At 67.2% G+C, this 22,416-nt stretch carries 18 protein-coding genes and 1 pseudogene; 13 read left to right on the top strand and 6 right to left on the bottom strand.

The window, feature by feature from the left end; translation table 11 throughout:
* Nucleotides 1-28: 28 nt before the first annotated feature.
* Together AC1EJR_RS26185 and AC1EJR_RS26190 are read right to left on the bottom strand one after the other, a co-directional pair.
* On the bottom strand, nucleotides 29-1,522 hold the full coding sequence (locus AC1EJR_RS26185; RefSeq protein ID WP_477147791.1) for a patatin-like phospholipase family protein: 1,494 nt from the start codon (nucleotides 1,520-1,522) through the stop codon (nucleotides 29-31).
* A 2-nt stretch (nucleotides 1,523-1,524) separates the two neighbouring features.
* On the bottom strand, nucleotides 1,525-2,244 hold the full coding sequence (locus AC1EJR_RS26190; RefSeq protein WP_092301838.1) for an SDR family NAD(P)-dependent oxidoreductase: 720 nt from the start codon (nucleotides 2,242-2,244) through the stop codon (nucleotides 1,525-1,527).
* Nucleotides 2,245-2,443: 199 nt separating this feature from the next.
* Between AC1EJR_RS26190 and AC1EJR_RS26195 the strand changes: the two genes are divergently transcribed.
* Nucleotides 2,444-3,316 (top strand): EamA family transporter, encoded by an 873-nt coding sequence (locus tag AC1EJR_RS26195; protein ID WP_255371008.1) that lies wholly within the window; start codon nucleotides 2,444-2,446, stop codon nucleotides 3,314-3,316.
* Nucleotides 3,317-3,341: 25 nt separating this feature from the next.
* Here AC1EJR_RS26195 and AC1EJR_RS26200 read toward each other — a convergent pair whose 3' ends face one another.
* Entirely contained in the window at nucleotides 3,342-3,926 is a 585-nt protein-coding gene (locus tag AC1EJR_RS26200; RefSeq protein ID WP_092301883.1) for a GNAT family N-acetyltransferase, read from the bottom strand.
* Between the two features lie 100 nt (nucleotides 3,927-4,026).
* On the opposite strand from AC1EJR_RS26200, the gene AC1EJR_RS26205 reads away from it, so the two are divergent.
* The 12 genes from AC1EJR_RS26205 to AC1EJR_RS26260 all read left to right on the top strand — a co-directional run bounded on the left by AC1EJR_RS26205 (nucleotide 4,027) and on the right by AC1EJR_RS26260 (nucleotide 18,240).
* Complete coding sequence (locus tag AC1EJR_RS26205; protein ID WP_477147792.1) at nucleotides 4,027-4,506, top strand: winged helix-turn-helix transcriptional regulator; 480 nt, start codon at nucleotides 4,027-4,029, stop codon at nucleotides 4,504-4,506.
* A 342-nt stretch (nucleotides 4,507-4,848) separates the two neighbouring features.
* Complete coding sequence (locus tag AC1EJR_RS26210) at nucleotides 4,849-6,171, top strand: MFS transporter (protein WP_092301832.1); 1,323 nt, start codon at nucleotides 4,849-4,851, stop codon at nucleotides 6,169-6,171.
* A 36-nt stretch (nucleotides 6,172-6,207) separates the two neighbouring features.
* Complete coding sequence (nirB, locus tag AC1EJR_RS26215; RefSeq protein WP_441593755.1) at nucleotides 6,208-8,769, top strand: nitrite reductase large subunit NirB; 2,562 nt, start codon at nucleotides 6,208-6,210, stop codon at nucleotides 8,767-8,769.
* Nucleotides 8,770-8,784: 15 nt separating this feature from the next.
* On the top strand, nucleotides 8,785-9,168 hold the full coding sequence (gene nirD / locus AC1EJR_RS26220) for a nitrite reductase small subunit NirD (protein ID WP_092301825.1): 384 nt from the start codon (nucleotides 8,785-8,787) through the stop codon (nucleotides 9,166-9,168).
* Between the two features lie 57 nt (nucleotides 9,169-9,225).
* Nucleotides 9,226-10,467 carry an NAD(P)/FAD-dependent oxidoreductase gene (locus AC1EJR_RS26225; protein ID WP_477147793.1) on the top strand — a complete coding sequence of 414 codons (1,242 nt, stop codon included), beginning with the start codon at nucleotides 9,226-9,228 and terminating at the stop codon, nucleotides 10,465-10,467.
* Nucleotides 10,468-10,528: 61 nt separating this feature from the next.
* On the top strand, nucleotides 10,529-13,267 hold the full coding sequence (locus AC1EJR_RS26230; RefSeq protein WP_477113892.1) for a molybdopterin-dependent oxidoreductase: 2,739 nt from the start codon (nucleotides 10,529-10,531) through the stop codon (nucleotides 13,265-13,267).
* Between the two features lie 189 nt (nucleotides 13,268-13,456).
* Nucleotides 13,457-13,897 carry a response regulator transcription factor gene (locus AC1EJR_RS26235; protein WP_255371007.1) on the top strand — a complete coding sequence of 147 codons (441 nt, stop codon included), beginning with the start codon at nucleotides 13,457-13,459 and terminating at the stop codon, nucleotides 13,895-13,897.
* Nucleotides 13,898-13,999: 102 nt separating this feature from the next.
* Nucleotides 14,000-15,055, top strand: a complete 1,056-nt coding sequence (locus tag AC1EJR_RS26240) for a hypothetical protein (protein ID WP_092301811.1) — start codon at nucleotides 14,000-14,002, stop codon at nucleotides 15,053-15,055.
* 47 nt (nucleotides 15,056-15,102) lie between these two features.
* Nucleotides 15,103-15,531, top strand: coding sequence for a hypothetical protein (locus AC1EJR_RS26245; protein ID WP_477113893.1), 429 nt, complete (start codon nucleotides 15,103-15,105; stop codon nucleotides 15,529-15,531).
* A gap of 102 nt (nucleotides 15,532-15,633) precedes the next feature.
* Entirely contained in the window at nucleotides 15,634-16,260 is a 627-nt protein-coding gene (locus AC1EJR_RS26250; protein ID WP_477147794.1) for a helix-turn-helix transcriptional regulator, read from the top strand.
* Nucleotides 16,250-17,230, top strand: a complete 981-nt coding sequence (locus AC1EJR_RS26255) for an ornithine cyclodeaminase family protein (RefSeq protein WP_092301805.1) — start codon at nucleotides 16,250-16,252, stop codon at nucleotides 17,228-17,230. The genes AC1EJR_RS26250 and AC1EJR_RS26255 overlap by 11 nt, the downstream gene beginning before the upstream one ends.
* Before the next feature lie 41 nt (nucleotides 17,231-17,271).
* Nucleotides 17,272-18,240 (top strand): threo-3-hydroxy-L-aspartate ammonia-lyase, encoded by a 969-nt coding sequence (locus tag AC1EJR_RS26260; RefSeq protein ID WP_477147795.1) that lies wholly within the window; start codon nucleotides 17,272-17,274, stop codon nucleotides 18,238-18,240.
* Nucleotides 18,241-18,265: 25 nt separating this feature from the next.
* Here the strand turns inward: AC1EJR_RS26260 and mdtD are convergent, their stop codons facing one another.
* From mdtD to AC1EJR_RS26275, 3 genes and pseudogenes are all read right to left on the bottom strand, one after another.
* Nucleotides 18,266-19,699 carry a multidrug transporter subunit MdtD gene (mdtD, locus tag AC1EJR_RS26265; RefSeq protein ID WP_477147796.1) on the bottom strand — a complete coding sequence of 478 codons (1,434 nt, stop codon included), beginning with the start codon at nucleotides 19,697-19,699 and terminating at the stop codon, nucleotides 18,266-18,268.
* A gap of 252 nt (nucleotides 19,700-19,951) precedes the next feature.
* Nucleotides 19,952-22,045, bottom strand: a complete 2,094-nt coding sequence (locus AC1EJR_RS26270; protein ID WP_369823547.1) for a TonB-dependent receptor family protein — start codon at nucleotides 22,043-22,045, stop codon at nucleotides 19,952-19,954.
* A gap of 85 nt (nucleotides 22,046-22,130) precedes the next feature.
* Nucleotides 22,131-22,416, bottom strand: a pseudogene (locus AC1EJR_RS26275) (bifunctional UDP-4-keto-pentose/UDP-xylose synthase); the annotation flags it as partial.

Genomic DNA, 22,416 nt, shown 5'->3' on the forward strand with positions numbered 1-22,416 from the left:
CCCGGAAGGCTTCCCCTGAAGGCGTCCCCTATCGCCCCGTGGCCGCTGCAGCGTCGGCCTTTTTCGGATCGGCGACGATGGTCGCGCCGGCATCCTTCAGCAGCCGCTGGAAGTCCGGCGAGGTCATGATGATTTTCCCGGCCGCCGCACGCAGGCGGTCGACGGCCTCGGGCGGCAGGGAGAACGATGTGGGAAGTTCATTGAGGTAGGCCAGTTCTTCCTTGTCCTCCAGCCGGGCGAACKACACGTCGATGGCGTAGATCGTCGCGTCTGGCGTGCGTAGCGCACGGGCGACCCCCGCATCCTTGTTCGCAGCGAACGCCGCCGAGCGGCGCACCTCGCCCATGGCCCGCCAGCGCGCCTGACTGTCCTTCAGCAGTTCGGTCGCCTCATAGGAATAGTGGTCGATCGGCACGCCGGCAGCTTTCACCAGGATTTCGATCATGCCCGGCGGAGATTMGGACTTGTCCCATTCCGTCTTGGGCACGGAAAGCGAATTGACGACAAAGACCACGATGTGGCGCACCTGATCGAGCGGCGTCTGGAGGCCGACCAGATGCAGCGCTTCCATCAGTTCCAGGGTATCCAGCACGCTGCGCATGCCGAGGTTGTCGGACACGCCGCCATCCACCACATGGAGATAGGGTCGGTTGATGCTGTCGCCAAACTCCGCCTCTTCCTTGATATGGCGACTGGCGCGCGCGGCGGGCCGGGGCGGCTCGCTGTCATGGATAAACGGCTGGATCCAGTCCGGCGGCGTGTAGTGGCAATTGCCGCCGTAGTTGTTCAGGGTGATCGGCGTGAGCACCACCGGCACGGCGGACGAGGCCGCCGCCGCCCGCGACAGCCGCACGGCGTTGAGGTCCGAACACAGCACATCGAACGTGGCCTGCGTAAAGGGCAGGCGCGCGCCCGTGGTGATATCGGTGGCCGAGGCCACGATAAAGGGGCCCTGCCCCCGGTTGAGGTCGCCGAACGTCGCCCCGTTGAACAGGATTTCATCGTAGAGGTCCGCCGCCAGTTCCGAGCGGCCCCATCCGCTCGACCACAGGGATGGCCAGTAGGCCGGATTGAAGGTCCGGCGCGTGATCGTGCCTTGCACATCGCGCTTGAGGAAACGCTGCTCGTAGTCATCGAACAGCTTTTCGCCGTAGAGCCCATAGGCCAGCGCCGTAAAGCTGCCGCCCGACACCCCGGTCACCACGCTCACATGATCGAGCAGGCGCGACTTGCCGCGCGGCCCGACGACTTCCGTGTTGCGCAGGAACTCCAGGACGCCATACGAAAAGGCCGCCGCGCGGGTCCCCCCGCCCGAAAAGGCCAGGATGACGAGGTTTTCCTTGCTGGCCGCGAACTGGGGCCGCGTAAAGAATCGATAGCCGGCATTCTGGTCTGCCTGGGCGATCGGCGGATTGACTGGCCGGCTCGCACAGCCGCCCAGCAGGAGGGACAGGCCAGGCAGGAGCCAGAACGCAAGCGCCAGCCATATGGAGGTGGCGGGGGTGGCGGGGGTGTTCTTCATCCCTAGCTCAGCCCATCCAGCACAAGATGCTGCCCGTGGATCGCCTGAGCGCCATCGGAGGCCAGGAACGCAACCGCACGCGCTGCCGCGCCAGTAGACACCCAGAGCGTATGCTCCGCCGCCGGCATGGCATTGCGGTTGGCCGGCGTGTCCAGGATGCCCGGGGCGATGCTGTTGACGTTGATGCCCGCCGCGCGCACCTCGCGCGAGAGGCTTTCCACCAGCCGCTGCAGGGCGCTCTTGGACGCGCTGTAGGCCCCCATCGTGGCCGCGCCGGCCGTGGCGCCGCGCGCCGAGACGGCCACGACCTTGCCGCTGCGCTGGAACATCATCGCCGGAATGAAATGGCCGGTCACGGCGACGAAGGACCACGCGTTCAGATCCATCATCCGCAGCCAGGATTCCCGGCTCAGCGTGTGGGTGGGCTCGCCCATTTCGAAGCCACCGGCCACGTGGACCAGCACGTCGACCGCGCCGAAGGCATCGAGGATGGCCGCCGCCACCGGCGCCATGGCCGTGTCGGACGTGACGTCGGCCGCGTGGAGCAGCATGCCGTGCTGCCCGGGCTCCGGATGGGCAAACACGGTTTGCAGGTGCTGCAGGTCACGGTCGATCAAGGCCAGCCGGGCGCCCTCGGCGGCGAAACGGCTGGCCACGGCGCGGCCCAGCGCGCCGGCGGCGCCGGTGATCACGACATGACGGGGAGGCGCGGTCGCATCCATCGATGGCTCCATGAAAGTTGCCCTTCCACCATAGAACCCGCGCGGCTGGACCGCAAAATGTTGCCGCGCGCAAAACTGTACAGCGCCGGCTGCGCCCATCTGTGCATGGCGGGCCACAACTGGCTCGGGCATGATGCGGCTCCGGCCATGCCGGCGGGCGTCGCGCGGCGCCCGGCACCACACTGTTCCAGGACCCGAATTGCCGCTTACCCGCCTCAAACAAAGTCAGACACTGCTGGCCGTGCTGGCCCTGATCGGCTCCATGGCCTCGCTGTGCGTGGGCACGTCGTTCGCCAAGAGCCTGTTCGGCGTCCTGGGCGCCCAGGGCACCACGGCGCTGCGGGTAGGATTCTCGGCCCTGATCCTGCTCTGCGTCTGGCGGCCGTGGCGTTTTCCGCTCACGCGCGCCAATGCCCGCGCCATCGCGCTATACGGCGCCGCGCTGGGCGCCACGAACCTGCTGTTCTACATGTCCCTGCGCACGGTGCCGCTGGGGCTGGCCATCGCCATCGAATTCACCGGGCCGCTGACCGTGGCCGTGCTGTCCTCGCGCCGGGCGATCGACTTTCTCTGGATCGGCTGTGCCGTGACGGGCCTGCTGTTGCTGCTGCCGGTCGGGGCGACCGCGACTCACCTGGACCCGGTGGGCATCGGCTATGCGCTCGCAGCCGGGGTGGGCTGGGCGCTCTATATCGTATTCGGGCAGATGGCGGGCAATGCGCATGGCGGCCAGGCCACCTCGCTMGGGCTGACCATGGCCGCGCTGGTGACGCTGCCGTTCGGACTGGCCCATGCGGGGACGACGATGTTCAGCCCGTCGCTGCTGCTGGCCGGGCTGGCCGTGGGGCTGCTGTCGAGCGCGATTCCCTATTCGCTGGAGATGGTGGCGCTGAAACGCCTGCCGCGCCGCACCTTCGGCATCCTGCTCAGCATGGAGCCGGCCATGGGCGCGCTGGCCGGGCTGGCCTTCCTGCATGAGCAGCTCACGCCGCTCCAGTGGGTGGCGATTGCCGCGATTATCGTGGCGTCGATCGGCTGTACCGCGACTTCCCGGCGCCAGGCGCCGATCTGACTTACCACCTGACTTACCACCTGACTTAGTTAGCGGCGAACCAGTCGCGCGGGAGCCATTCGGCCGAAGGGGCCGGGGCCTTGCGCGGTTCGGCCAGCGTCAGAGTCACTTCGTGGAGCAGGCTGTCCTCGGGATTGCGCCGCGTGGCAAAGCCGCAATCGCGCATGATGGCCAGCATGCGGCGGTTTTCGCTGAGTACGTCGCCCCGCATGCCGCGCAGGCTGGCGGCGCGGGCCAGTTGCTGGAGCCGCTGGATCAGGCGCCGGCCCAGTCCCTGGCCCTGCCAGTTGTCCGCCACCACCACGGCCAGTTCGGCCTGCCCCTCTTCATTCACCACATATTCGGCATTGGCGACGATGACCTCGCCGAAGGTGACGACCAGCGCCACATCATGGTTCTGGCGACTCACGAACTGCGCGAGCGTCTCATTCGCCACCGGGCCGCCGGTCAGGAAGCGGTAATAGCGGCTTTCGCGCGATAAACCATCCACAAACGTGCGCAGACGCCCGTGATCGGACGCCCGGGCGGTGCGCAGCGTGACCTGCACACCGCCCCGCACGGTCCAGCTTTCTTCACTGATGGTCGCTTGCGCGTCGCGCTGCTCGTTCATCCACTTCATGACGCGCTCCTGACTACGTTTTATGTAGCCAGGAGTATAGGCGATACCCTGACTTTTGCAAACGTAGTTAGGGTGCTATGCTGGATTCACCATGACCGAGCCTACCCATCCCGCCCTGCTGCCTTGCTCCATCGCCGCCACCCTTTCCCTGATCGGGGAAAAGTGGACGATGCTTATCTTGCGCGATGTGTTTTCCGGGGTGCGACGGTTCGACGATTTCCTCCAGCGCCTGCAGTGCTCGCCGGCCGTGCTGTCCGCGCGGCTCAAGACCCTGACTGAAGCCGGCCTGCTGCGCCKGGTCAGCTATAAGGAACCGGGCGAGCGCGAACGCTTCCAGTACCACCCGACGCGCGCCGCCGTGGACCTGCTGCCGGTGCTGGTCGGCCTGATGCAATGGGGCGACGATCACCTCGCGCCCAGCGGCCAGGGGCCGGCGGAGGTTCGCTCGAAGCTGTCCGGCCTCAAGATCCGCGCCGCACTGATCGACGAATCGGGGGCCCAGGTCGCGCCGAACGACATGCAGTTGCTCTCCCCCTACGCCGTCACGCCAGACACCCGCAACCGGGGCTGACCGCCTTCCCCACTCCCGGTTGCGCCCTCCCCGCGCGCACCGTGCGGAATCATTGCACTGCACCATCCCCGTGCCCACGCCCCATGCTGGCGCCGCACCATGATGCATAAACGTGCATCAATCACCGCTTTTCGTCCGAAAACCGGCTTTCCACGCGCCTGATACGTCCCAATCCCGGCTGGCACACCGCTTGCGATAAAGAGCACGGGCCGGTCAACGGCGACCTGCCCACCCCACATCAAACGCCGGCTATTTCATGTAGCCGAGCGTCAGGACAACGGCGTCCCCAGAACTGGCTTCTTGCCAGCCTCTCGGGACGCCATTTGTTTTTGGAGCCCAAGCATGAACGGTAAAGCCACCCGGATCGACCTGCTGAGTCTCAAGACTCCGCAGATGCGCGCCTTCCACCTGACCTGGATGGCGTTCTTCGTCTGCTTCTTCGCGTGGTTTGCCTGCGCACCGCTGATGCCGGTGCTCAAGGGCGAGTTCGGCCTCACGCCGGGCCAGATCGCCAATATCAATATCGCCGCCGTGGCGGTGACCATCATCGTGCGCCTGATCATCGGCCCGCTGTGCGACCGCTTCGGCCCGCGCAAGACCTACACCGGCCTGCTGGCCATCGGCGCGCTGCCGGTGCTCGGCGTGGCGCTGGCGCAGAACTACGAGACCTTCCTGTTCTTCCGCCTGCTGATCGGCGCTGTGGGCGCGAGCTTCGTCATCACGCAGTACCACACCTCGGTGATGTTCGCGCCAAACGTGGTGGGCACGGCCAACGCGGCCTCGGCCGGCTGGGGCAATGCCGGCGGCGGCGCGGCGCAGGCGGCCATGCCGCTGCTGCTTGGCGCGATCCTGATGATTGGCGTGGACCACACGCTCGGCTGGCGCCTGGCGCTGGTGGTGCCCGGCGTGCTGATGCTGATCATGGCCGTCGTGTACTGGAAGTTCACGCAGGACTGCCCGGAAGGCAACTACTCGGACCTGCGCGCACGCGGCGTGGCGGTCAGCGGCGCTAAAGGTGGAAAAGGCGGCGGCGGCTGGGCCAGCTTCAAGGCGGCCAGCGCCAACTACCGCGTCTGGCTGCTGTTCATCACCTACGGCGCCTGCTTCGGCGTGGAGATCTTCATCCACAACGTGGCCGCCACCTTCTACGTGGACCACTTCGGCCTGTCGCTGTCGGCCGCCGGCATGGCCGCCGCGAGCTTCGGCCTGCTGGCGCTGTTCGCCCGGGCGCTGGGCGGCTATGTGTCGGACCGCTTCGCCCGCCGCCGCGGCCTGGACGCCCGCTCGATGGTGCTGTTCGTCTTCATCCTCGGCGAAGGGCTGGGCCTGCTGTGGTTCGCGCAGGCATCCAGCGTCACGCTGGCCGTGGTGGCCATGCTGATCTTCGGCCTGTTCACCCACATGGCCTGCGGCGCCACGTACGCGCTGGTGCCGTTTATCGATCGCAAGGCGCTGGGCGGCGTGGCCGGCATCATCGGCGCCGGCGGCAACGTGGGCGCGGTGGCAGCCGGCTTCCTGATGAAGGGCCTGGGCGACCTGCAGCAGACCCTGACCTACCTCGGCGTGGCCGCCACGATCGCCGCCGTGTGCGCCATCGCCGTGCGCTTCAGCGCCGAGCACAAGGCCCAGGAGCAGGCCCTGTACGACAGCGCGCTGGCCAACTGAATTCGCATACGAAGAACCCCGGACAAGGAAAGCATCATGAAAATCATCATCGTCGGGCACGGCATGGTCGGCCACAAGTTCCTGGAATGCCTGGCGGATGCCGGCGCGCAGGACCTCGAAGTGACGGTGCTGTGCGAGGAGCCGCGCCCCGCGTACGACCGCGTCCACCTCTCCGAATTCTTCGCCGGCAAGTCCGCCGAAGACCTCTCGCTGGTGCCGGCCGGCTTCTTCGAGCAGCACAACAACATGCTGCTGCGCCTGAACGCCAAGGCGGCGGCCATCGACACCGCCGCGAAGACCGTCACCACCTCCACCGGCGAAACGCTGGCCTACGACAAGCTGGTGCTGGCCACTGGCTCCTACCCCTTCGTACCGCCGCTGCCGGGCAAGGACCGCAAGGACACCTTCGTCTATCGCACCATCGAAGACCTGGAAGCGATGCGCGAATGCGGCAACCGGGCCAAGACCGGCGTGGTCATCGGCGGCGGCCTGCTCGGGCTGGAATGCGCCAAGGCGCTGCGCGACATGGGCCTGGAGACCCACGTGGTGGAGTTCGCCCCGCGCCTGATGGCCGTGCAGGTGGACGAAAGCGGCGGCCGCATGCTGCGCCAGAAGATCGAGGAGCTGGGCGTCAAGGCGCACACCGGCAAGAACACCAAGGAAATCGTCGATGGCGTGGAAGGCACCCATCGCATGAACTTTGCCGACGGCACGCACCTGGACACCGACATGATCGTGTTCTCGGCCGGCATCCGCCCGCGTGACGAACTGGCGCGCGAGAGCGGCCTGGCCGTGGGCGAGCGCGGCGGCATCGCCGTCGACAACAACTGCCTGACCTCCGACCCGCACGTCTACGCGATTGGCGAGTGCGCGCTGTGGCAAGGCAAGATCTACGGCCTGGTGGCCCCCGGCTACGACATGGCCCGCGTGGCCGCCCGCCACCTGCGCGGCGAGGCCGCCGAGTTCGCCGGCGCCGACATGAGCACCAAGCTCAAGCTGATGGGCGTGGACGTGGCCAGCATCGGCGACCCGCACGGCAACGTGCCGGGCAGCCGCTCGTACCAGTTCATCGACGAGCGCAAGCAGATCTACAAGAAGCTGGTGGTGTCCGACTGCGGCAAGTACCTGCTCGGCGGCGTGCTGATCGGCGATGCGGAGGAATACGGCACCCTGCTGCAGATGATGCTGAACCGCATCGAGCTGCCCGAGTCGCCCGAATTCCTGATCCTGCCGTCCTCGGACGGCCAGGCCAAGCCGGCGCTGGGCGCCGACGCGCTGCCGGACACCGCCCAGATCTGCTCGTGCAACAACGTCAGCAAGGGCCAGATCTGCGCCGCCGTGGGCGATGGCGCCACCAGCATCGGCGCGCTGAAGACCTGCACCAAGGCCGGCACGGCGTGCGGCGGCTGCGTGCCGCTGGTCACGCAGATCATGAAGGCCGAAATGAAGAAGCAGGGCATGGCCGTCAACAACCATGTCTGCGAGCACTTCCCCTACTCCCGCCAGGAGCTGTACCACCTCGTGCGCGTGGGCAACTTCAAGTCCTTCGAGGACCTGCTGGCCGCGCACGGCAAGGGCCTGGGCTGCGACATCTGCAAGCCCACCGTCGCCAACATCCTGGCCTCGTGCTGGAACGACTTCGTGCTCAAGGAAGAGCACGCCAGCCTGCAGGACTCCAACGACTACTTCCTGGCCAACATCCAGAAGGACGGCACCTACTCCGTGGTGCCGCGCATGCCGGGCGGCGAAGTGACGCCCGACGGCCTGATCGCGGTCGGCCAGGTGGCCAAGAAGTACGGCCTCTACACCAAGATCACCGGCGGCGCGCGCGTGGACATGTTCGGCGCGCGGCTGGAAGAACTGCCGATGATCTGGGAGGAACTGATCGCGGCCGGTTTCGAGTCGGGCCATGCGTACGGCAAGTCGCTGCGCACGGTGAAGTCCTGCGTGGGCTCCACGTGGTGCCGCTATGGCGTGGATGACTCGGTCGGCCTCGCCATCGAGATCGAGAACCGCTACAAGGGCCTGCGCGCCCCGCACAAGATCAAGTTCGGCGTGTCCGGCTGCACCCGCGAATGTGCCGAGGCGCAGGGCAAGGACGTGGGCATTATCGCCACGGAACGCGGCTGGAACCTCTACGTCTGCGGCAACGGCGGCATGAAGCCGCGCCACGCCGAACTGCTGGCCGGCGACCTGGACCACGACACGCTGATCCGCTACATCGACCGCTTCCTGATGTTCTACATCCGCACGGCAGACCGCCTGCAACGCACCAGCACCTGGCGCGACAACCTCGAAGGCGGCCTGGACTACCTGAAGTCGGTGGTGATCGACGACAAGCTGGGCGTGGGCGCCGAACTCGAGGCCGAGATGCAGCACGTGGTGGACACCTACGAGGACGAGTGGAAGAAGGCCGTCACGGACCCCGAGACCCGCAAGCGCTTCCGCCACTTCGTCAACAGCGACCTGCGCGACGACAACCTCGTCTTCCTGGAAGAGCGCGGCCAGGTCCGCCCGGCCACGCCCGAGGAACGGAACTTGCAGCGTTCACGCCTGAGCCACATCCCCGTGGTTGCCGTGCCCGCAAAAGCAGCCTGATAAAAGGAGAACGTGATGCATCATTCCCATCATCCGGAAACCTGGACCGCGATTTGCACCTTGCGCGACATCGTGCCCAATACTGGTGTCTGCGCACTGGTCGATGGCCAGCAGGTGGCCGTGTTCCGTATCGGCCGGGGCGAGGAGGTCTTCGCCATCGACAATTTCGATCCGAACTCGCAGGCGTCGGTGCTCTCGCGCGGGCTGGTGGGCAGCCTGGGCGAGCGCGTCGTGGTGGCCTCGCCGATCTACAAGCATCATTTCGACCTGCGTACCGGCGAATGCCTGGAAGCCCCCGAGCACTCGGTGGCGGCCTACGCGGCCCGGGTGTACGACGGCAAGGTCTGGGTAGCCGCCAGCGAAGTCGCGCGCCAGACCGAGGAAGAAATGGCGGCCTGAGCCGCCTCCCGCCTCCTGCATTGCCCCTCGCCCACGCCCAAGCCACCTGAGACGCCCATGACGCCCACCGCCACCCCCCACGCCAAACCCCGACTGGTTGTCGTCGGCAACGGCATGGCCGGCATGCGCACGGTCGAGGAACTGCTGAAGCTGGCGCCGGACCTGTATGACATCACGGTGTTCGGCGCCGAGCCGCACGGCAACTACAACCGCATCCTGCTCTCGCCGGTGCTCGCCGGCGAGAAGACCGTCGACGACATCATGCTCAACACGCGCGAGTGGTATGCCGCGCATGGCATCGAGCTGCTGGCGGGCGACCCCGTAGAGGCCATCGACCGCCCCCGCCGCACGGTGCGCTCGGCCTCCGGCCGGGAGGTGCGTTACGACCGCCTGCTGCTGGCCACGGGCTCCAAGCCGTTCATCCTGCCGGTGCCGGGCCATACGCTCGACGGGGTGATCGCCTTCCGCGACATCCAGGACGTGGAAACCATGCTCCACGCCGCGCGCAACCATCGTCACGCGGTGGTGATCGGCGGCGGCCTGCTCGGGCTCGAGGCCGCCAACGGCCTGCTGCGCCAGGGCATGGACGTGACCGTGGTCCACCTCGCCGACAGCCTGATGGAGCGCCAGCTCGACAAACCCGCCGCCGCGCTGCTGAAGCTGGCGCTGGAGCGCAAGGGCCTGCGCTTCCTGCTCGGCGCGCAGACCGCCGGCATTCTGGGCGATACCCGCGTGACCGGCGTGCTGTTCAAGGACGGCAGCCAGATCCCGGCGGACCTGGTGGTGATGACCGCCGGCGTGCGCCCCAATATCGAACTGGCGGCCGGCGCCGGCCTGCGCTGCGAGCGCGCCATCGTCGTGGACKACACGCTCCAGACCTTCGACCCGCGCATCTACGCCGTGGGCGAGTGCGTGCAGCATCGCCAGGCCACCTTCGGGCTGGTGGCGCCGATCTGGGACCAGGCGCGCGTCTGCGCGGCCCACCTGGCCGGCGCCGGGCATCGCCGCTACGTGCAGCAGGCCACGGCGACCAAGCTCAAGGTCACCGGCGTGGACCTGTACTCGGCCGGCGATTTCATTGGCGCCGATGGCAGCGAGGATCTGGTCCTGCGCGATCCCCGGCGCGGCGTCTACAAGCGGCTGGTGCTGCAGGACGGCCGGCTCGTGGGCGCGGTGCTATACGGCGACGTGCAGGACGGCCCGTGGTACTTCGACCTGATCCAGAGCGGCAAGCCGGTTGGCGCCCTGCGCCAGCGCCTGCTGTTCGGCAAGACCCAGTGCGAGGCCCTGGCCGCCTGATTTACCGGCTGGGTTGCCACCGGCGTTGCCGGCTGGCATCCACCGAAAGAGAGACATCGCTGTGAACCTGTCCGATATTGCGGTGGTTTCCTCCACCGCCACCACCACAACCGCCACCACCTGCCCCTATTGCGGCGTGGGCTGCGGCGTGCGCGCCACCGTGCGCGCGGACGGCCAGGTCGAAGTCAGCGGCGACGCGGACCATGCCTCCAACTTCGGCCGGCTCTGCGTCAAGGGCTCGGCGCTCGGCGAAACCCTCGACCTGGACGGCCGCCTGCTGCATCCCCAACTGCGCGAGGCCGATGGCGCGCTGCGCCGCGTCTCCTGGGACGAGGCGCTCGACAAGGTCGCCAAGGGCTTCTCGGACATCGTCGCCGCGCACGGCCCGGACGCCGTGGCGCTCTACGTCTCCGGCCAGATCCTGACCGAGGACTACTACATCGCCAACAAGCTGATGAAGGGGTTCATCGGCACGGCCAATATCGACACCAACTCGCGGCTCTGCATGTCATCCGCCGTGGCCGGCCACAAGCGCGCCTTCGGCGAAGACCTGGTGCCGTGCAGCTACGAGGACCTGGAGACCGCCGATCTCGTCGTGCTGGTGGGCTCGAACACCGCGTGGTGCCACCCGATCCTGTTCCAGCGGCTCACGCGCGCCAAGGAAGCCCGGCCCGAGATGAAGATCGTGGCGATCGATCCGCGCCGCACCGCCACCTGTGAACTGGCCGACCTGCACCTGCCGCTGCGCGCGGGCACCGATGTGCGGCTGTTCAACGGCCTGCTGAGCCATCTGGCCCGCGCCGGCAAGACCGACACGGCCTTCGTGGCCGCGCACACCGCCGGGCTGGAAGCCACGCTGGCCGCCGCCGAAGCGGACGACACCAGCGTCGCCGCCGTGGCGCGCGCCTGCAAGCTCGATCCGGCGGACGTGCAAGCCTTCTTCGACCTGTTCTCCAGCACGGAGCAGGTCATTACCGCGTTCTCGATGGGCGTGAACCAGTCCTCGTCCGGCACGGACAAGGTCAACAGCATCATCAACTGCCACCTGCTGACCGGCCGCATTGGCCGCCCCGGCATGGGCCCGTTCTCGCTGACCGGCCAGCCCAACGCGATGGGCGGGCGCGAAGTCGGCGGGCTGGCGAACATGCTGGCCGCCCATATGGAGCTGGCCAACCCGGTCCACCGGGACATCGTGCAGGACTTCTGGCAGTCCCCGGCGATGGCTGACCAGCCCGGCCTCAAGGCCGTGGACCTGTTCGACGCCATCGAGCAAGGCAGGGTCAAGGCGGTCTGGGTCATTGCCACCAACCCCGTGGTGAGCCTGCCCGATGCCGATCAGGCGCGGCGCGCGCTGGCCAAGTGCGAACTGGTGGTGGCGTCGGACATCGTCACGCACACCGACACCAACGACGCCGCCCACATCCTGCTGCCGGCGCTGGGCTGGGGCGAGAAGAACGGCACGGTGACCAACACCGAGCGCCGCATCTCGCGCCAGCGCGCCTTCCTGCCCGCGCCGGGCGAGGCCCGCGCCGACTGGGACATCCTCTGCGACGTGGCCCGCCGCATGGGCTTCGCCGGCTTCGACTACGCCGGTCCGCATGAAATCTTCGACGAACACGCCCGCCTGAGCGCGTGGCGCAACGACACCGCCACCGAGCGCGACGCACCGCGTGCGTTCGACATCAGCGGGCTGGCCGGGCTGGCCCAGGCCGACTATGACGCGCTCGCGCCGGTGCAATGGCCCGTACGTGCGGACCTGACCGAAGGCACGCAGCGCCTGTTCACCGACGGCCGCTACGCCCATCCCGATGGCCGCGCCCGCTTCGTGCCGACCGCGCCGCGCGCGCCGGCCCACGCCACCGACGACGACTTCCCGCTGATCCTGAACACCGGCCGGGTGCGCGACCAATGGCACACCATGACCCGCACCGGCAAGGCCGCGCGGCTCTCCGACCACCTGCCCGAGCCCTTCGTCGACATGCATCCGCAAGACGCCCTGCTGTGCGGCGTGGGCGAAGGCAAGCTGGCACGCATCACCAGCCGCTGGGGCGCGATGGTGGCCCGCGTGCGCCATGGCGGCGGCATTCCGCGTGGCAGCGTGTTCGTGCCGATCCACTGGAACAGCCAGTTCAGTTCCGATGCCCGCGTGGGCGCGCTGGTCAATCCGGCGGTCGATCCGGTCTCGGGCGAGCCCGAGTTCAAGCACACGCCGGTGCGCGTGGAGGAATTCCGCGTCTCGTGGCACGGCTTCGTGCTGAGCCGCGCCGCCCTGCCCGCCGATGCGCTGACGTACTGGACGCGCATCCAGGGCAAGCAGTTCCAGCGCTACGAATTCGCCGGCCGGGAGGCCATCCCCGACCGCGCCGCCTGGGCCCGCGCGCTGCTGGGCGTGCAGGACCCCGAGGCCGACTGGCTCGAGTACGAGGACCGCACCGCTGGCGTCTATCACGCGGGCTATGTGGTCAACGACCGGATCGAGGCCTGCGTGTACGTCTCCACGCGCCCGGACCTGCCCTCGCGCGCGTGGCTGTCGCAGTTGTTCGGACAAGAGCGGCTGGAAGACACMGACCGCATCGGCCTGCTGCTGGGCCAGCCGATGGAGAAAGGCGCCGACGCCGGCCCCACGGTGTGCTCCTGCTTCGGCGTGGGCCGCAACACGATCTGCGACGCCGTGCGCAAGCACGACCTCAAGACCCCGGCTGAAATCACCGCCTGCGTGAAGGCCGGCGGCAATTGCGGCTCCTGCGTGCCGGAACTGAAAAAGCTGCTGGTCGAAATCCGGGTGGCCGAAGCGGCTTAAAAGCGTGCCTTTCTCCTCTCTTCCGCTATCGGGCGAGAGGAGATATTAGGCACCCTTATCTCTGATATTAAATAATTCCCACAAACAGTTCATTCATTTCACCTACGATGACCTGATTGCACCGTAGCGAGGTGACGCTCCGTCATTCGCCCGCAAAAATAATAATGGGCATGCTTGTCGTCATCAAGGTTGACCACCCGGGAATCCCAGGTGCTCGCCTTGATCGCCAAGGGKATGAGCACCAGTGATATCGCCAGGTATCTGGGCGTTACCGAATTCACGGCCCGCAAGCACCGCACCAATATCTCCGCAAAACTCGACATTCATTCCACGTCGCAGCTGGTTGCCTTTGCCACCGCGCACGCCAATACGGCGACCCACGCGCCCATCCCGATTCTTCAGCCGGACACATTAAGCCAGCGTGAAAAGGACGTCTTGCAGAAACTGAGCCTGGGCCTGACGGCCAAGGAAATCGGCAGGCATCTCAGCATCAGTCCCCGCACCGTCAGCAAACATCTGGAAAACATCCGCGCCAAAACCGGGCTGCAAACCCTGGCGGATCTCATGACGATTTCCAGACAAATCAGAATTCCCGTTGATTCCAACCCGCCGAATACGCATTCTGAGTAATGGCGAATACCCCTCCGCGGCATCAACACTGGTTATGCGATACGTCACCAAGCGAAATCGCGACATCCGCAAAATGCCAACAACTTAATAAGGGGTAACACCATGAATTGGAATCGATCTTTCACGGACTTGATACGCAACGGGCGCCCCGCATACTGGGGTAACTGGACCCTGACGCCCAATATCAAACCGGGCGCCGTGGGCTTTGTGTCGCCGGACACCGGCGATTTCACGCTGGTCAAGGAAGAGACTCCGGGGCTCACGCTGAGCACGCGCGGCATTCCCAACCAGTGGAAGCTGTCGTCCAGCAACGTGCAGCGCAGCGAATCCAACGTCAACCTGGACGGCTCCGCCACCGACCCGGATACCGGCGTCAAGGTGACGGCTGGCGTCGAGGTGAAGTGGGATTTCTCGTCGGTGGGGTCGATCGCGTCCGAGTTCGGCATCGCGTCGGAAACGTTCATCAGCGACCTGACCACGCTTGGCAAGTCGGACACCTACAAGTGGCTGTACGACCAGGCGCAGTCGGTCAGCATGGGGTCGAACGGGCAGATTGCGCAGGGATTCGGCGTGGTCACCAGCGCCGTCTACGCGCACAGCGGGCTGAACGTGGGTTCCCAGGACAACAGCTCTTCCTTCTCGCTGACCGGCTCCGCCGGTGCCGTGCAGGAGATGCTGGGCGGCGCCAATGGCAAGGGCTCGTTCGTCTCCACCCGCCAGAACAAGAGCGTGGATCAGCATCTCTGGCCTTACCAGTCGGATCAGCTCGCGCCCTCCCCGATTCCGATCGCCTACACCTTCGCCTCGTTCGACGGGCCGCTGCTGATCCCGAACTGGATCAACCGGCTCGGCGCCTTCGAGGTGGTCTTCGACAACAAGCCCGGGTGCACCTACGTGACCCACATCCAGATCGGCTACGACTCGCCGGCGGGGCGGCAACACGACGAGTTCTCGCTGAGCGGCGGCATTTCCAAGACCGTGAGCAACATCCCGCTTAGCGCGACGAATATCCGCGTGGACGTGAAATTCCAGGGGGTCATGAACAGCGACCACTACGCCTTCAACTGGCCCAGCCCGCTTGGGCAATGGCTGACGGGGCGTCGCGCCATCGAGATGACTGGCGTCTGGCCGGGGCAGACCCACGCGCGGGAAGTCTGACTTCCCCCTCCATCGCAGAAACCTGAAGTTTTCCAAGGAGAAACACCATGGCAACGCTCGTCAACATCACCGCCAAGACCCCCACCGCCGTGCAGATCTGGGGATTTCACGATCCGTCCGACGTCGACGACGTGGCGGCGGCACTCAATACCATCGCCAGCGGCCTGACCGGCAGCGGCCACACGATTCACGTCATGTCCGGCACCCACGGCTACTGCGAGGGGAAGATCGGCGCCGTGGCACAGCGCGAAGAGAAGTTCGCGGAGGAGGACCGCGGCCTTGCGTCGCCCAAGACCAAGGACCAGAAACCCGTCGCCCTCGCCGTGCATGACTTCAATAACGGCAACCTGCCCGGCCCCGACCGCGTAACGGCAGCCATGGCCAAGCTGAACGGGGACATGCGCCGCATCGTGGGCAATCTCCCGGGCACCCACACCTTCCTGCTGGCCTACTGCTGCAGCGCCGGCACGCGCTAGCCTGCCGGGGTCTTGAAAGGCTCACGCCGCGATGCGCACGCGGCGTGAGCGGGCAGTTCCTGTATCTTGACATTTCATCTACTGCTGGACAAAATGTCCAGCATGAAGACCCGCACGCCGGAGCAGCGCCAGTTGCTCGACCAGATCAAGCAGATTGCCGATGGCCTCGGGCAGACGCTCGCGCCGTTCTGCGAGGTCGTGGTCCACGACCTGCTCGAGCCCGAGCAGTCGATCCTCGCCATCCACAACAACCTGTCCGGCCGCGCCGTGGGCGACCCCACCACCGAGTTGGGCCAGGCCCGCATCACCGATCCGGACTACCCTCAGATCATCGCCAATTATCCGAACCAGTTCGCGGATGGGCGGCAGGCCAAGAGCACCTCGRTGGGCGTCAAGGACAGCAACGGGCGTTATATCGCCGCACTGTGCATGAATGTCGACCTGACKCTGTTCCGCAGCCTGCAGATGGCGATGGGGCAATTCGTCCAKACTGCCGTCGAGGGGCCGCAAGAGTCACTCGACCCCGCCGGCACCGATGCCCTGCGTGCCCGTATCGACACTTTTGCCGCCCGGCTGGCCACCACGCCCCGTGCGCTGAAGACCGAAGACCGGCGCGCGCTGATGCATGAACTCAAGGCGTCGGGCCTGTTGGAGGTCCGGCGCGCCATGGAAACCGTCGCGGCACATCTCGGCGTGTCGCGCGCCTCGGTCTATAGCTATGCCCGCTGACACCCATCTGGCCCAACTCCTGCTGCTCGACAAATTCGACGTCGAAGCGGCCCTGCAACCGGACGATGTGCTGGCTGCCGTGCGCGAAGCCTTCGTGCTGCACAGCCACCGCGAAGGCCGCGTGTTCCCGCTGATCCGCGAGAAACTGGCCACCGGCGGCGTGTTCGGCATCAAGGCCGGCGATGTGCCGAAGCAGAACCTGCTCGGCTTCAAGGCGGCCGGGTTCTGGCCGGACAACCGCGCCCAGGGCGGCGAGCCGCATCAGGCCACGGTGCTGCTGATCGACCCCGCCACGGGCCGCCCGCTCTGCGTGCTGGACGGCAACGCCATCACCACCGCGCGCACCGGCGCGGCCGGCGGCATCGGCCTGCAACTGCTGGCGCGACCCAACAGCGAGCGCGTCTGCGTGTTCGGCACTGGCGTGCAGGCGCGCGTGCAGCTGACCTATGCGCTGCGCCTGCTGCCGTCGCTGTGCCATGTTTCCTACGTCCCCTTCAGCCGCCAGCGCGATCCGGCGTTCGAGGCGGCGTTCTCCGACCGCTGCCAGATTGAACTGGCGACGGACGCCAGCGCGGCGGTGTCGAAGAGTGACGTCGTCATCACCGCCACACCCGGCGGCGGCGCCCTGTTCGAGGCCGACGCCGTGCAGCCCGGCACCCACCTGAACTGCGTGGGCGCCGATACGCGCGGCAAGCGCGAACTGCCGGACGGCGTGCTGGCCCGCGCGCGCGTCTTTGCCGACGACCGCGAGCAGGCCCGCGGCATCGGCGAGTGCCAGTGGGCCGCCCAGGTCGACTGCACCGAGATCGGCGACCTGCTGACCGGCAACGCCATGTTCGACCGTGCCTCCACCGACATCACCGTCTTCGACATGACCGGCCTGGCGCTCCAGGACCTGACCGTCGCCCGCTTCCTGCACGAGCGCGCCGTGGCCGATGGCACCGGCAAGCGCCTGGCCTGGCCCTGGTAATCTCCTTCACCTCCATCGCACCCCTCGCACCCTTCCCTGCCATGACGACCCTGCAACTGCCCACCTACGCCGATGTGCAAGCCGCCGCCCAGCGCCTGGACGGCCACGCCAACCGCACGCCCGTGAACACCTCGCGCACGCTCAACGACATCGTCGGCGCGGAAGTGTTCATCAAGTGCGAGAACTTCCAGCGCATGGGCGCGTTCAAGTTCCGCGGCGCGTTCAACGCCTTGTCGAAGTTCTCGCCCGAGCAGCGCAAGGGTGGCGTGGTGGCGTTCTCGTCCGGCAACCATGCCCAGGGCATCGCCCTCTCGGCCAAACTGCTCGGCATGCCGGCGACCATCGTCATGCCGCACGACGCCCCGGCCGCCAAGGTAGCCGCCACCAAGGGCTACGGCGCCAACGTGGTGACCTACGACCGCTACACCGAAGACCGCGAGGCGATTGGCCGCAAGCTGGCCGCCGAGCACGGCATGACGCTGATTCCGCCGTACGACCATCCCGACGTGCTGGCCGGCCAGGGCACGGCCGCCAAGGAACTGTTCGAGGAAGTCGGCCCGCTGGACGCCCTGTTCACGCCGCTCGGCGGCGGCGGGCTGCTCTCCGGCACCGCGCTGGCCACGCGCGCGCTGGCGCCGGACTGCAAGCTCTACGGCGTGGAGCCGGAGGCCGGCAACGACGGCCAGCAGTCGTTCCGCAAGGGCGAGATCGTCAACATCGACACCCCGAAGACGATTGCCGATGGCGCGCAGACCCAGCATCTGGGCGAGTACACCTTCGGCATCATCCGCCGCGACGTCACGGACATCGTCACCGCCTCGGACGCGCAACTGGTGGACGCCATGCGCTTCTTCGCCGAGCGCATGAAGATGGTGGTGGAGCCCACTGGCTGCCTCGGGCTGGCCGCCGTGCTGGCGATGAAGGACCAGCTCAAGGGCCAGCGCGTGGGCGTGCTCATCAGCGGCGGCAACGTCGACATCKCACGGTTCTGCGAGTTGCTCGCGGCGTAAGCTTCGCCCCGCCCCGGCCGGGGGGCTACATCTCCCCGGCCTGCTTCACCTCTTCCTTCGTATCGCGCGCCGGCTCCGGGCTGAGCTGCATGAAGATCCATGCGGATGCCGAGGTAATCAGCCCCACGCAGATGAAGGTGGCGTGGAAGGCTGGCAGCACTTCCATCTGGTGCGCACCGTTCGCGCCAAAGCCGGCCTGGAACGTGGCCAGCAGCGCGCCGGCCGAGGTCACCGCCAGGCTCATCGACAGCATCTGCACCATCGACAGCATCGAATTGCCGCTGCTGGCACTGGCTCCCGACAGGTCTTTCAGTGCCACGGTGTTCATGGCCGTGAACTGGATCGAGTTGACCATGCCGAAGATGGCCAGCTGCACCAGCGTCAGCGCCAGCGGGCGCGTTGGCGAAATCAGTGCGAAAGACGCCATCGTCAGCCCTACCACGAAGGTGTTGACCACCAGCACGCGCCGGTAGCCGTGGCGCTCGATCAGCATCGTCGCCAGCCGCTTGGAGGCCATGCCGGCGGCCGTGACCGGCAGCATCATCAGGCCGGCATCGAACGGCGCGTAGCCCATGCTCACCTGGAGCATCAGCGGAATCAGGAACGGCATCGCCCCGTTGCCGATACGCGCGAACAGGTTACCGAGCAGCCCCACGCTGAACGCGTGGATTTTGAACAGCTTCAGCGAKAACAACGGGTTCTGGCGCTTGTTGGCGTGCAGCACGTAGGCCGTGAGCGCCGCCATGCTGCCAATCAGCAGCATCAGCACCGTGGCGTGCTGGAAGCCCATGCCCGCCAGCCCGTCCAGCGAAAACGACAGCGCCACCATGGCCACGGCCAGCAGCAGGTAGCCGGTTACGTCGAAGCCGCCCATGCCGGGCAGCCGTGAGTTCGGCATATAGCGGATCGTGGCGATGGCGCCGATGATCCCCACCGGCACGTTGATCAGGAAGATCCAGTGCCACGACAGCGTCTGCGTCAGCCAGCCGCCCAGCGTGGGGCCGATCAGCGGGCCGATCATGCCCGGAATGGCCACGAAGCTGAGCGCCTGGAGGTATTGCTCGCGCGGGAAGGTGCGCAGCACGGAGAGCCGCCCCACCGGCAGCAGCATGGCGCCGCCCACGCCCTGCACCACCCGCGCGGCAGTCAGTGCCGGCAGCGTGGGCGCCCAGGCGCATAGCAGGGAGCCGAGCACGAACAGGCCGATGGCGGTCTGGAAGATCGTGCGCGTGCCGAAGCGGTCCGCCAGCCAGCCCGAGGCCGGAATGACCACCGCCATGGTGAGGGAATAGGCGATAACGACCGACTGCATGCGCAGCGGGCTTTCGCCCAGGCTGTGCGCCATCGACGGCAGCGCCGTGTTGACGATGGTCGAATCGAGCGTCTGCATGAAAAAGCCAACGGCCACGACCCACAGCATGATGCGGAGGTCGCGGTCCTGGGGCATGGAGGGGGGCATGGGGCTCCACGGATGCCAGTCAAAGACGCCACCTTAGGCCGGAGACGCGCCGCTGGCAAGTCAGGCGGCGGCTGACATGCCCCTGCGCTTGCTGCTCCGAGGCAAGCCGATCGCATGGTTTTTCTCCCCTCTCCCACTGGGAGAGGGGCGGGGGAGAGGGAGGGCGGTTCTGCGAAGTGACATCGCGCCGCATGCTCAATCCCTCTCCCCCGGCCCCTCTCCCGCAGGCGGGAGAGGGGAGAAAAACCAGGTTTACATCGACGCGCGCAGCCCCAGGAAGAAGCGCCGCCCGGCCGCCGGCTCGAAGTACCGGCCGTTGGCCTCGTTGACGATGACCGAGCCGATGTAGTGCCGGTCCGCCAGGTTGTCGATCCGCCCGAACAGGTACAGCCGGGTCCGGCCCAGCTTGAATTCGTAGCCGGCCTTGAGGTTGAAGACCATGTAGCCGGGCGCCGCCTGGGTGTTGAGATCGTCCGCATAGACCTGGCTGTCCGCCCGCGCCTCCACCCCCAGCATCAGCGGCGCCAGCGGCCGGTAGGTCAGCTCCGCGCCCAGGCTGTGCCGCGCCGTGCCGGGCAGCCGGTTGCCGGCCGCCACCTGCAGGCCCTGCGCGTTGAGATATGCCTCCCCGAAGTAGGCCGACAAATAGGTATACCCGAGCCCCGCCCCCCACTGCTGCGCCTGGCCGAAGGTGCCGCGCCAGCCCAGTTCCAGCCCGCGCCGGCGCACGCCGTTCACGTTCTGGTAGACCGTGCGGCCGGCGTTGTTCGATACCGGCACCACCTCGTCGTGGCTGTCGGCATCGAACAGCGCAGCCTCCACCTTCTGGCCGGCCGCCTGCCATTTCACGCCGATCTCGCCCTGCCGGCTGGTGGACGCCTGCAAGCCCAGGTTGGCGCCCACGCCGCCGGGGCCGTAGGCCACCTCGGTCAGCGTCGGGGTCTCGAAGCCCCGGCCCAGGTTGGCGTAGACATTGAGCGTGTCGTGGGCGTGCCAGACCACGCCGGCTACCGGGCTGACGTTGTGATAGGTGGAGGTGCCGCTGTCGTCGGGGCTGGCCGCCGTGACGTAGTGGTCGTCAATGCGCAGCCGCACCATGCTCGCCCGCAGCCCGCCCACCAGCTCCCAGGCGGGATGCACGGTCCAGTTGAACTGGGCGAACGCGCCGTAGTCGGCCGCCTCGTCGGTCTCGTCCCGGCGCAGCGCGCCCTGCTGGCCGTTATCGTTGACGTAGCCATGGCGGCCGTCGCGCATGGCGTTGGCCTCGATCCCGGCCGTCCATTGCAGCGGCAGGCCGTTGGCCGTGGTCTTGTGCGTCCACGCCAGCGCCGTGCCGCCGTAGGTGCGGTCCAGATCGACAATCCCGCCCGCCGACGAGGGCGCCGCACCGCTGAAGCCGAGCCGCTGGGTCAGCTGCCGCCCGCCGCCGTAGAGACGGAAGTTCAGGCTGTCACGCTCGCTCAGTTGGTGTTCGACCACCACGCCGGCCTGCGTCTGCTCGACATCCTTGCCCGTATTGAACTGGGTCGCCGCCGGCACGGCCTGCCGGGGGTTGGCGTCCGCCTGGGCGCGCGTGAGCCCGAGCGGGTCCTCGGCCAGCGGCTGGGTGAAGTAGTTGAACTGGCCAGTGATCTTGGTGGCCGTGGTCGGTTGGGCCACGATCTTGGCGTTGAGCTGGTAGCGGCGCGCGGCGCTGTGGTCCCGGTAGCCGTCGGTCTGGTAGGTCCAGGCGTCCAGCGAGCCGCCGAGGCGGTCATTGCCGCCGGCCAGCGCCACGCCGGCCTGCCATTGCCCGTCCGAGCCCAAGCCGGTGGAGGCCCGCCCGGTGAAGCCATCCTTGGGCGGATCGGGCGTGAACACCTGCACCACGCCTCCCGAGGCGTTGCCGTACATCTGGGCGAACGGGCCGCGCAGCACCTCCACCCGGCTCGCGTTGGCCAGGTCGAAGGTGGAAGCCTGCCCCTGACCGTCCGGCATGGTGGCAGGAATGCCATCGATGAACAGGCGCACCCCGCGCACCCCGAAGGTCGAGCGGCTGCCAAAGCCGCGCACGGCGATCTGGAGGTCCTGGGCGTAGTTCTGGCGGTCCCGCACGGCAATGCCGGGGACGGTCAGTGTCAGTTCGGAGAGATTGACCAGCGGGGATGCCGCCGTGAAGGGATCCACGGCGATGCTGGTGACGGCGGCCGGGGCATCGAACTGGCGCTGTTCGCTGCGGCTGGCGCTGACCACCACGTCGGGCAGCGTCTTTTCTTCGGCCGTCTGGGCCAGGGCCGCCGGCATCGCCAGCAGCGAGGCTAGCGGAAAGAGGGAAAAACGGTAAAGGGTCCTGCCGGTGGCGTGCATGGGGGCGCGTTCCAGAGAGTAGACACCTCGCGCGCGAAACGTCGCGCGAGGCATAGTCTACCCAAACCGGGGCGCCCCGCCGGAATCAGTTGCCGCCGGTCACCAGCGTACGCGCCTCCACCACCTTGTCGCGGTAGGCTTCGAAGATGCGGCGCAGCGCCTGTTCCATGTTCAGCTTCGGCTGCCAGCCCAGTTCTTCCATCGTGTTGTCGATCTTCGGCACACGGTGCTGTACGTCCTGGTAGCCCTTGCCGTAGAACTCGCCGGAGGACGTTTCCACGATCTTGGTCTTGCGGGCTTCTTCGGCGTACTCGGGGTAGTCGGCAGCCATCTTGAGCATCATCTCGGCCAGTTCGCGCACCGAGTGGATG

This window comes from Cupriavidus sp. 05T42 (assembly GCF_056396345.1).

Bases quoted from the DNA above. Each gene is read 5' to 3' on its own strand.
- AC1EJR_RS26190 (WP_092301838.1), bottom strand. From the start codon at position 2,244: ATGGATGCGACCGCGCCTCCCCGTCATGTCGTGATCACCGGCGCCGCC.
- AC1EJR_RS26200 (WP_092301883.1), bottom strand. From the start codon at position 3,926: ATGAACGAGCAGCGCGACGCGCAAGCGACCATCAGTGAAGAAAGCTGG.
- AC1EJR_RS26210 (WP_092301832.1), top strand. From the start codon at position 4,849: ATGAACGGTAAAGCCACCCGGATCGACCTGCTGAGTCTCAAGACTCCG.
- nirB (WP_441593755.1), top strand. From the start codon at position 6,208: ATGAAAATCATCATCGTCGGGCACGGCATGGTCGGCCACAAGTTCCTG.
- nirD (WP_092301825.1), top strand. From the start codon at position 8,785: ATGCATCATTCCCATCATCCGGAAACCTGGACCGCGATTTGCACCTTG.
- AC1EJR_RS26240 (WP_092301811.1), top strand. From the start codon at position 14,000: ATGAATTGGAATCGATCTTTCACGGACTTGATACGCAACGGGCGCCCC.
- AC1EJR_RS26245 (WP_477113893.1), top strand. From the start codon at position 15,103: ATGGCAACGCTCGTCAACATCACCGCCAAGACCCCCACCGCCGTGCAG.
- AC1EJR_RS26255 (WP_092301805.1), top strand. From the start codon at position 16,250: ATGCCCGCTGACACCCATCTGGCCCAACTCCTGCTGCTCGACAAATTC.
- AC1EJR_RS26270 (WP_369823547.1), bottom strand. From the start codon at position 22,045: ATGCACGCCACCGGCAGGACCCTTTACCGTTTTTCCCTCTTTCCGCTA.